General features: G+C 72.1%; 11 protein-coding genes. 1 reads left to right on the top strand and 10 read right to left on the bottom strand.

Annotated elements, in window-relative coordinates; translation table 11 throughout:
• From O3Q52_RS42665 to O3Q52_RS42620, 10 genes are all read right to left on the bottom strand, one after another.
• Nucleotides 1-368, bottom strand: a 368-nt coding sequence (locus O3Q52_RS42665) for an AIR synthase related protein (protein WP_269653917.1), incomplete at its 3' end; no start/stop codon positions are given.
• Nucleotides 365-1,471 carry a hydrogenase formation protein HypD gene (gene hypD, locus O3Q52_RS42660; protein WP_269653916.1) on the bottom strand — a complete coding sequence of 369 codons (1,107 nt, stop codon included), beginning with the start codon at nt 1,469-1,471 and terminating at the stop codon, nt 365-367. The genes O3Q52_RS42665 and hypD, both read right to left, overlap by 4 nt.
• Complete coding sequence (locus O3Q52_RS42655) at nt 1,468-1,905, bottom strand: CBS domain-containing protein (RefSeq protein ID WP_269653915.1); 438 nt, start codon at nt 1,903-1,905, stop codon at nt 1,468-1,470. The genes hypD and O3Q52_RS42655 overlap by 4 nt, the downstream gene beginning before the upstream one ends.
• Before the next feature lie 18 nt (nt 1,906-1,923).
• On the bottom strand, nt 1,924-3,255 hold the full coding sequence (locus tag O3Q52_RS42650) for a Ni/Fe hydrogenase subunit alpha (RefSeq protein WP_269653914.1): 1,332 nt from the start codon (nt 3,253-3,255) through the stop codon (nt 1,924-1,926).
• Entirely contained in the window at nt 3,252-4,034 is a 783-nt protein-coding gene (locus O3Q52_RS42645; protein WP_269653913.1) for an oxidoreductase, read from the bottom strand. Before O3Q52_RS42645 ends, O3Q52_RS42650 begins: the two co-directional genes overlap by 4 nt.
• A gap of 1 nt (nt 4,035) precedes the next feature.
• Nucleotides 4,036-4,854 carry an FAD/NAD(P)-binding protein gene (locus O3Q52_RS42640; protein ID WP_269653912.1) on the bottom strand — a complete coding sequence of 273 codons (819 nt, stop codon included), beginning with the start codon at nt 4,852-4,854 and terminating at the stop codon, nt 4,036-4,038.
• Entirely contained in the window at nt 4,851-5,309 is a 459-nt protein-coding gene (locus tag O3Q52_RS42635; RefSeq protein ID WP_189838932.1) for a Crp/Fnr family transcriptional regulator, read from the bottom strand. Before O3Q52_RS42635 ends, O3Q52_RS42640 begins: the two co-directional genes overlap by 4 nt.
• The gene (locus O3Q52_RS42630; RefSeq protein WP_269653911.1) at nt 5,306-6,487 is read right to left on the bottom strand and encodes a 4Fe-4S dicluster domain-containing protein; all 1,182 of its coding nucleotides are present in this window, start codon (nt 6,485-6,487) and stop codon (nt 5,306-5,308) included. The genes O3Q52_RS42635 and O3Q52_RS42630 overlap by 4 nt, the downstream gene beginning before the upstream one ends.
• A 157-nt stretch (nt 6,488-6,644) precedes the next feature.
• On the bottom strand, nt 6,645-6,917 hold the full coding sequence (locus O3Q52_RS42625) for a DUF1876 domain-containing protein (protein ID WP_332112996.1): 273 nt from the start codon (nt 6,915-6,917) through the stop codon (nt 6,645-6,647).
• 153 nt (nt 6,918-7,070) lie between these two features.
• Entirely contained in the window at nt 7,071-7,319 is a 249-nt protein-coding gene (locus O3Q52_RS42620; RefSeq protein ID WP_332112997.1) for a TOBE domain-containing protein, read from the bottom strand.
• A gap of 169 nt (nt 7,320-7,488) precedes the next feature.
• On the opposite strand from O3Q52_RS42620, the gene O3Q52_RS42615 reads away from it, so the two are divergent.
• On the top strand, nt 7,489-8,781 hold a 1,293-nt coding region (locus O3Q52_RS42615), incomplete at its 3' end, for a GAF domain-containing protein (RefSeq protein WP_269653908.1).

Genomic DNA, 8,781 nt, shown 5'->3' with positions numbered 1-8,781 from the left:
GCCTTGCCCACCGACTGGAGTACGGCCCGCAGTCCGGACATCGGGAGCCCTACCCCGACGATGAGGGCGACGGACAGGGCGAGCGGCCGGGCCCCGCGCATCGCGAGATCGTTGACCGTGCCGTGGACGGCGAGGGATCCGATGTCACCGCCGGGGAAGAACAGCGGGCTGACCACGAAGCTGTCGGTACTGATCACCAGGTCCGGATGGCCGGGAAGGAGCGCGGCGTCCTCCAGCGGGCCGGACCGGCCGTCCAGGGCGGGCAGGACGAGCGTGTCGAGGAGCTCGGCGGTGAGGCGTCCTCCGGCGCCGTGACCGAGCAGGACGAGTTCGTCCTCGTGGCGCGGGGCGGGGCATTCGATGTTCATGGCGCGTCCCTGAGGTCCGAGGTACGTCCGGCGGAGTGGAAGGCGGCGCAGGTGCCCTCGGTGGAGACCATGGGCGCGCCGAGCGGATGACGGGGGGTGCACCGGGTGCCGTATGCCGTGCAGTCGGTGGGCAGCCGGGCGCCGGTGAGGATGGCACCCGCGATGCACTCGGGGTCCTCGGAGGGCCGCAGACTGCCGACGTCGAAGCGGCGGGCGGCGTCGAACCGCGCGTACGCGTCGGCGAGTTCGAGGCCGCTGTCCGGAAGGGACCCGATACCGCGCCAGGCCCGGTCGGTGACGCGGAAGACCCGGCGCATCGCCTCCTGGGCATCGGTGTTGCCGGAGTGGCGCACGGCCCGCGCGTACTGGTTCTCGACCTCGTGCCGGCCCTGTTCCAGCTGCGCCACCGCCATGAGGATGCCCTCCAGCAGGTCGAGCGGTTCGAATCCGGTGACGACGATCGGCACGTGGTGGCGGGCGGCGATCGGCTCGTACTCCCGCCAGCCCATGACCGCGCAGACGTGCCCGGCTGCCAGAAAGGCCTGCACCTCGCAGTCGGGGTCGTCGAGCAGGGCGGTCATGGCGGGCGGTACGAGCACGTGGCTGACCAGGACCGAGAAGTTGGCCAGGCCCAGGCGGGCCGCGTGCAGGACCGCCATGGCGTTCGCGGGCGCCGTCGTCTCGAATCCCACGGCCAGGAACACCACTTCACGATCCGGGGACTCCCGCGCGATGCGGACCGCGTCCATCGGTGTGTACACGACGCGGACGTCGGCGCCCCGCGCCCGCAGCGCCAGCAGATCGGTGTCCGAGCCCGGCACCCGCAGCATGTCGCCGAAGCTGGTGAAGACCACACCTGGCCGGGCGGCGATCGCCATGGCCCGGTCGAGGGTTTCCAGCGGCGTGACGCACACCGGGCAGCCGGGGCCGTGGATCATCCGTATCCCCGCGGGCAGCAGCTCGTCGATGCCCTGCCGGACGAGGGTGTGGGTCTGACCGCCGCACACCTCCATGATCCGCCAGGGCTTCGTCGCGGTTGTCCGCAGCTCGTCGAGGAGGCGGCGGGCGAGCACGGGATCGCGGTACTCGTCCAGGTACTTCACGTCGCCTCACCCCGTAGGCCGGGTCCGGTCAGGTGGCACCGCACGTCGTCGACGCCTTCGACAGCGCGAACCAGCCGGGCGGCCACCGGTGCGAGCGAGGGGCACACCAGGGGCACCACGTGGCGCCGGATCTCCTCTGCCGGCTCTTCGTCGGGCTGCAGGAAGACCTTGAGCAGATCCGAGCGGCCGACGACGCCGCGCAGGCCGCCCGTTCCAGCGACGACCGGCAGCCAATCGACCCGGTGTTGTGCCACGGTCCGCGCGGCCCGGATGAGGGTGGCGTCGGCATGGACGGTGACGGCGGCGGGTGCGGGCATGAGCTCCTCGGCGGTGACCGAGCCCGCCTTGACGATCTCCTTGAAGGTCGCCCCCGGTCCGACTGCGACGACGGTCTGCGTCATCACGTCGCCGAAGAGGTGCGGGCTGCCGTGCATGATCCCCTCCTCGGGGGCTCAGATGCGGTCGACGGTCAGGTCGAGGAAGTGGGTGGCGCAGGAGATGCAGGGGTCGTGGTTGCGAATGGCCCGCTCGCACAGGTGCGTCAACTCATGGTCGTCCAGGGCGCCTTCGGTCAGGGCGGCCTCGGCCAGGCGGCGCAGGTCCTCCTCGATCGTCCCCTGGTTCTGCGCGGTGGGCGGCACGAGCCGGGCATCGGTGACCGTGCCGTCGGGATCCAGTTCGTAGCGGTGATAGAGCAGACCGCGCGGCGCCTCGGTCGCGCCGTGGCCCACGCCCGCACGGGGCGGCACCTCTACGAACGCCCGCGCGGGTTGCTCGTAGGCGTCGATGATCCGCAGTGCCTCGTCGACGGCGTACACGACCTCGACGGCGCGGACGAGGATCGACCGGAAGGGGTTGCGGCAGACGACGCCCTCGCGGGGGTCGCCGAGCCCCGCCTCCTGGGCCGCCTGGACCGCCGTACGGGACAGGCTGCGGCCGCTGATCGCGAACCGGGCGAGGGAGCCCGTGAGGTGGCGCCGGCCGTCGAGACGGGAGTGCAGCGCGGTGGAGTGCGGCAGGTGTTCCTCGCGGACGTGGTCCAGAAAGGTACTGAGGGGGAACGAGGCGGTGGAGCCGTCGGGACGCAGCACTGTCGGCACGCCGCTCTCGATGGCGTACGTGTCCGGGGCGGCCAGTGCGAAGAGGTCCGCGTCGACCTCCGTGTCGGGGAAGTCGAATCCGGCGACCCAGCGCACGGTTTCCCAGGCGTCGTCCGCTGCGCGGCGCAACTGCTCGGCCAGCGGCCGGAGTTCGGTGGTGGCGGGGGCCCGGTGGAAGCCTCCCACCCGGACGTTGACGGGATGGATGGCTCGGCCGCCGAGGAGTTCGAGGAGTGCGTTGCCCGCCTGCTTCAGGCGCAGACCGCGCTCCACGTGGGCGCGATGGGTACGGGCGAGATCGACGGCGTTGTCGCGGCCGAGGAAGTCGGGGGCGTGCAGCAGATAGATGTGGAGGGTCTGGCTCTCGATCCACTCGCCGCAGTACAGCAGCCGGCGCAGATCGCCGATGGCCCGGTCGACGGTGACACCGCAGGCGTCCTCGATCGCCGCACAGGCGCTCATCTGGTAGGCCACCGGGCAGATCCCGCACACCCGGGCCGTGATGTCGGGCGGTTCGGTGTGCGCCCGGCCGCGCAGGAACGCCTCGAAGAGGCGCGGTGGTTCGTAGATCCGCAGCCGGGCCTCCTCGACGGCGCTGCCGCGGACCCGCAGATGCAGGGCGCCCTCGCCCTCCACGCGGGTCAGCGAACCGACGCGCAGTACGCGTGAGCTCCGGTGTGTCACGTCTCCTCCTCGATGCTCGCGAAGGCCGCGGCGTTGAAGGTGTGCAGGAAGCGTCGGGTGTCGCGATCGTCCATGCCGTCGCGGTGCAGCAGCGGGATCAGCGCGGGCAGGTTCACCGAGCCGGACGGGCCGAAGCAGCCGTAGCAGCCGCGCCCGTACGCCGGGCAGATGGCCCCGCACCCGGCGTGCGTGACGGGGCCGAGGCAGGGCGTGCCGTGCGCGACGGTGACGCAGACCGTGCCGCGCCGCTTGCACTCGAAGCACACGCTGTGGTTCGGGACGTCCGGTTTGCGGCCGTTCAGGAACGCGGTGATGACCTCCAGCAGCTGGCGCCGGTCGATCGGACAGCCGCGCAGTTCGAAGTCGACGTCGACATGGGCCGATACGGGCGTCGAGGTGGCGAGGGTGTCGATGTAGTCGGGGCGGGCGTACACGGTGCGCGTGAACTCCTCCACGTCGGCGAAGTTCCGCAGCGCCTGGACGCCTCCCGCGGTGGCGCACGCACCGATGGTCACCAGGAAGCGGGACTGCGCGCGGATCTCCCGTATCCGCTCCGCGTCGGCGGCCGTGGTGACCGATCCCTCCACGAGCGTGAGGTCGTACGGGCCCGGTTTCACCTCGCTCGACGCTTCCAGGAAGTGGGCGATCTCCACCTTCCCTGCCAGCGCGAGGAGTTCGTCCTCGCAGTCGAGGAGCGTGAGCTGACAACCGTCGCAGGACGCCAGCTTGAACACGCCGAGGGCGGGCACGTGCGCCGAGGACGGCGCGGATCCGGTCATGTCACAACTCCCGTACGGAGAGCAGGGATTCCGCCCGGTCCCAGCCGATCACCGGACCGTCCCGGCACATCAGGACACCGCCCAGCTGGCAGTGCCCGCAGTGTCCGGTGGCGCAGCGCATGTTGCGTTCGAGGGAGACCCGGATCCGGTGCGCGGGCAGGCCGCGGTGGAGCAGGTCACGGGCGGTGGCGCGGATCATCACCTCGGGGCCGCAGACATAGGCCGAGGTGTTCGGGGGGTCGAACCGGGCCTCGTTGAGGAGGGTGGTGACGACGCCGACACGGTCACGCCGGCCGGGGCCGGGACGGTCGACGGTGACCGCGCAGTGCAGCGGTCCGTGGGTGGTGGTCCAGGCGTGCATCTGGTCGGCGTAGAGGAGTTCCTCCGGGGTGCGGGCGCCGACCAGGAGATTCAGCCGCCCGTACGCCCGCGGGGCGGCCAGCGCGTCGAGCACCAGCGGCCGCAGCGGGGCGAGGCCGATACCGCCCGCGACGACCAGGACGTCCCCTCCGGCCGCCCGCTCCAGTTCCCAGCCGGTGCCGAACGGTCCGCGCAGTCCGACCTGGGCACCCGGCCCGAGACGGCACAGCGCGTCCGAGACCGCTCCGACCGAGCGGATCGTGTGGACGAGTTCATGGCGGTCGATGCGGGACACCGAGACGGGGATCTCGCCGGTCCCGAAGGCGTACACCATGGCGAACCGGCCGGGTGAGAAGGGCGCGAGAGCAGACGGGCCCGCCGGCGCCAGGGTGAGGGTGACCGTGTCGGCCGTCTCACGGCGGACCCGGATCACCTCGTAGGGCAGGGGGACGTCGGTCATGACCGGCCGCCGCTGCCGTTGGGGCCGTACAGGTCGAGCAGCCGGGTGCGGGCCGCGTGCAGCCGGTGGGCGAGCACCTGGCCGACCCAGACCGCGACCGCGCGGCCGAACGCGGGGTCCTCCTGGCACATCGCACGGACCGCAACCGCGTCGTACTCCCAAGCCTCCACCGGGTGCTGGGCCTCGGCGCCCAGTTGCCACACATGGGGCGCGAAGTGCCAGGACCAGCCGATCAGTTCGCCGTGTCCAAGAGACTCGATGACGGGAGCGCGGCGGCCGGGCACATGGAGATCGAGGGCGACGACGCCGGTCCGGACGACCCAGAACCGGTCGGCCCGTCCGCCCTCATCGAAGAGGCGGGTGCCGGTCTCGAAGGATGCCTCACGGGCGATCTGGATCAGTCGCTCACGGTACTCGGCCGACAGGGCCGCGGTGATGGTCGGAGGAGAGCTCATGGTTTCGGCTCCATTCGGTCCTGTCGCTCCTCGTGTTCCTGACGCCTCAGCCGGGACTCCAGTTCGTCGTGCAGGGCCGTGGCCTCTTCCGTGATGTCGATGCCGACCGGGCACCACGCGATGCAGCGTCCGCAGCCCACGCAGCCGGAGCTGTCGAACTGGTCGTACCAGGTGGACAGCTTGTGGGTGAGCCACTGCCGGTAGCGGCTGCGCGGCGAGGAGCGCACCGGGCCGCCGTGCAGGTGGGAGAAGTCCAGGTCGAAGCAGGAGTCCCAGCGCTGCCACCGCTCGGCGTGGTCGCCGGTGAGGTCGGTGACCTCCTCGGAGGTGGTGCAGAAGCAGGTGGGGCACACCATGGTGCAGTTGCCACAGGTCAGGCAGCGGTCGGCGACATCGTCCCACCGCTCGGCCTCCAGGCTCGCGCCCATCAAAGTGCGCAGATCCACGGGCGGCATGGCCCGGCCCATCCGGTCCCGGGCCGCGTCCACCGCACCGCGAGCCGCCGTCTGCGTCCCGGTGTCGGCCGGGCGGTGCGGGACCTGAGCGAGCACGTCCGCCCCGGCCTCGCTGCCGACCCGGACCAGGAAGCGGTGTCCGGCCTCGTCCACGACCTCGGTCAGCGCGAGGTCGAAGCCGTCGTCGGCCGCCGGACCGCCGTCCATGGAGACACAGAAGCAGGTCGCGCCCGGTTCGGTGCACTCGGCGGCTATCAGGAACGCCCCCCGGCGCCGTTCCCGATAGCCGCTGTCCTTGTAATGACCGCCGGTCAGGACCCGGTCCTGGATCGCGATGGCACGCAGGTCGCAGGGGCGCACACCCAGGAAGGCGTACGAAGACTGCTCCGGTCGCTCCTCGGTGACGGTCAGGTGACCGTCGGCCGTGCGGTCGGCGCTCCAGAGCTTCTCCCGCTGCGGGTGCAGGAACGACTTCCAGGACTGCGGTCCCGTGGTGTGCGCGAAGGCCGCGCCGTCCTCGCGGGGGACGAGACGGTACTGGCCCGCCTCGACCCGGGTGCCCCAGCCGAAGGGCAGCTGGTCGGCCGAGGCGAGTTCGGAGAGGACCACGGCGCCGTCCCGTACGGTCGGGCCGACGACCGTGTGTCCCCGGGCGGCCAGGGCCTTGACCAGGGCGTCGAGCCCGTTCCTGTCCAGGACGGCTGTTGCGGGGCTGCCTGTCATGGGTCCCCTCCGGGAGGCGTGGGAGCTGATTGATCCCAGCGTGGGTGCGCGACAGGGGATGCGGCCACGGGCCGCCCGGCCCCCGACAGGGGTCGTTCGGCCCAGTGTGTGGCGGTGGCCCCTCAGGGCCCTTCCCGTGGGCGTCGTCCGGCGGGGCTCACGGGCCGGGCGGTGGCGGATCGGCAGGACCGGTCAGTTGCACGATGTCGTCGGAGGCGACGTCGTGCAGCCGGATCGCGAGATCCTCCAGGGCTCGGCTCGCGGCGAGCTCGTCGCCGATCTCGGGGATGGGACGGTCGATCGGGTTGCGTCGGGACACACCCCTGCCGGTGACCGTCGACGTGTCCCGGCTGGTCAGGACGGCACGGGCGTGCGTGTCGTCGCCCTCTTCGCTGATGTAGATCTGAACGGTCCACTGCTTGGCTTCCATGGTGATCACTCCCGTGCGGAGGAGGCCGACGCGTCGGACGCGCGTCGGGCGGGGCGCTGCCGGCCAAGGCAGGGACAGCCCCCCTTCATTCCCAGCGTGCGCCGGACCGTGCGGCGGGTCCAGGGCCGAACGGGACCGCCGCACGGCCCCGGCTCAGACCGAGGTCTCGTCGGCCGGCAGCCGCAGACCGGTCTTCGCCGAGAACAGATGGACGGCGTGCGGCTGAAGGGTGACCCGCAGATGCTCCCCCTTGCCGTGTGTCTGTCGCCCGGCGGCCCGGACGACGACCTGAGCGACCTCCTGACCGATCTTGGCGGTCGTGTGGAGGTGGGTGACGGCGCCGGTGTCCTCGACGGCGTCGATCACGAGATCGAGTCCGTGGACGCCCGGGCACGCGAGCAGGGGCCGGACGTCCCCCCGTCGAGGGCCGTAGGGCCCACATCGGACACATCACGTTCCGGCCAGGGACCGGCAGGTCCGCCTTGAGGGCCGTACGGCCTCTGCTGGACACACACGGTGAGCGTGACGCTGGCAATGGTCGACCAAGTTGCCCAGGCATCGGGGAGGTGTCATGGACGCTCCTGCCGAAGCCTCCGCAGCGATGCGGCCTGCGCAGATCGGCGTGCCCGGCGGTGATCGGCGCACGGCCGACCGGGAGCTGCGCAGAGCGTACGAGCGGTTTCTGACGTCGCGTCGCATGCCGCCCGGCGTCCGGCGGATGGTGGCGGACTCGTGGCAGCGATGCGCGGCGTCCGGAATGCTGCCGGGGAACGGTCGGCTGCCGCCGCTACGTATGACCTCTCAGGCGCTGTCGGAGTACCGCCGGACCCATCCGCTGGCCCCGCTCCTGCCGATGTTCCGCGACCTGCTGGGGGCCGGCGCGGCGGATGACGGGCATGTCTTCGCCATCGGTGACGCCGACGGGACGCTGCTGTGGGTCGAGGGGGACAGGCAGACCATGCGTCGGGCGGAGCGGATGCGCTTCGTCGAGGGTGCCGTGTGGTCCGAGGCGCAGGCCGGGACGAACGCGCCCGGCACCGTGCTCGCCGTGGGGCAACCGGTGCAGATCCTCTCCGCCGAGCACTACAACTGCGCTGTGCACGCCTGGTCGTGCGCCGCGGCGCCTGTGCGGGAGCCCGGCACCGGGCGGGTGCTCGGCGTCGTCGACCTCACCGGCGGGGCCACCATCGCCACTCCGCCGGCGCTGGCCGCGGTACGGGCCGCCGCGCTGGCCGCCGAGGCGCAGCTGGCGGGAAGGATCATCGCTGCCACTCGACTGACCGCGGTCACCACCCCGTTGCCTCTGTCGGCTGCCGGTGTGTCCACGACGGCCATGGCGAAGCTGACGGCACTCGGCCGGGACAGCGCGCTGCTGGAGGCCACCGGACGCGTCCACCGGCTGAGCCGGCGGCACAGCGAGATCGTGGTCGTCCTGGCCCTCGCGGGACGTGGACTGACGGGGGAACGCCTCGCCCTGGAGTTGTCCGAACGCGAGGTGCCCCCCTCGACGCTGCGTGCCGAGATGACCCGGCTGCGTGCCGTGCTCGGCCCGGATCTGCTCGGGTCGCGGCCCTACGAGTTGCTGCGTCCGGCACGGACCGACTTCGGTGACCTCTCCGCGCTCCTCGCCGAGGGGCGGGTGCGCGAGGCGATGACCCTGTACGAGGGGCCGTTGCTGCCGTGTTCCGACGCGCCGGCCGTCGTGGAGCGCCGACGGGCACTGGAGCAGCAGTTGCGAGGCGCCGTGCTCGGCAGCGCCGATGCGGGGCTGCTGCGCCGCTGGGTGGACGCGGCCTGGGGAGCGGACGACGGGCCCGCGTGGCTGGCACTCGCCCACCGGCTGCCGGGCGGATCGCCGCAGCGG

This window comes from Streptomyces sp. ActVer (genome assembly GCF_027270795.1).
In the GTDB taxonomy this organism is placed as follows: domain Bacteria; phylum Actinomycetota; class Actinomycetes; order Streptomycetales; family Streptomycetaceae; genus Streptomyces; species Streptomyces umbrinus_A.
This window is presented reverse-complemented; position numbering and strand designations above follow the sequence as displayed.

Excerpts from the sequence above, each read along its gene's own strand:
- O3Q52_RS42655 (WP_269653915.1), bottom strand. The coding sequence starts at position 1,905 with ATGCACGGCAGCCCGCACCTCTTCGGCGACGTGATGACGCAGACCGTC.
- O3Q52_RS42645 (WP_269653913.1), bottom strand. The coding sequence starts at position 4,034 with ATGACCGGATCCGCGCCGTCCTCGGCGCACGTGCCCGCCCTCGGCGTG.
- O3Q52_RS42640 (WP_269653912.1), bottom strand. The coding sequence starts at position 4,854 with ATGACCGACGTCCCCCTGCCCTACGAGGTGATCCGGGTCCGCCGTGAG.
- O3Q52_RS42635 (WP_189838932.1), bottom strand. The coding sequence starts at position 5,309 with ATGAGCTCTCCTCCGACCATCACCGCGGCCCTGTCGGCCGAGTACCGT.
- O3Q52_RS42630 (WP_269653911.1), bottom strand. The coding sequence starts at position 6,487 with ATGACAGGCAGCCCCGCAACAGCCGTCCTGGACAGGAACGGGCTCGAC.
- O3Q52_RS42625 (WP_332112996.1), bottom strand. The coding sequence starts at position 6,917 with ATGGAAGCCAAGCAGTGGACCGTTCAGATCTACATCAGCGAAGAGGGC.